Source organism: Lactobacillus sp. C449L, assembly GCF_059900815.1.
Window position 1 is genome coordinate 1 of the sequence record NZ_JBWXGA010000421.1, and the last position, 403, is coordinate 403.

Below are 403 nucleotides of genomic sequence, written 5' to 3' on the forward strand. Positions count from 1 at the left end.
ACCAGGGATCGGGTCGCGGCGACGACCTGATGCTGAGCTTTTAGAGGCGGTAATGCGCAGGTCCGAACAGGTCCGGTATCAGCTGTTCCTGCCGAAGGCGGTCGCCGACCGGTTCGAGCAGCTCGCCGCCGCCCCGGGCGCGTCGAAGTCGCGGCTGCTCGCCGCGGCGGTGGAGGCCTGGCTCAACCGGCGCGGCACGGACGAGCTCGAGCAAAGGTTCGCCGTTCGGCTTGACCGCCTCTCCAACCAGCTCGCCCGCATCGAGCGGGACGCCCACGTCCAGCTCGAAAGCCTCGCCTTGTTCGTCCGCTACATGCTGACCGTGAACCCGCCGCTCCCGGAAGGGGACGAGGCGGCGCGGACGCTCTCGCTGGCGGTGGTCGACCGCCGCAACATCCTGGTG

At 69.7% G+C, this 403-nt stretch carries 1 protein-coding gene; it reads left to right on the plus strand.

What is annotated here, in order from left to right; all coding sequences use genetic code 11:
• Nucleotides 1–52: 52 nt before the first annotated feature.
• On the plus strand, nt 53–403 hold a 351-nt coding region (locus AC2JF9_RS10080; RefSeq protein WP_500727499.1), incomplete at its 3' end, for a hypothetical protein.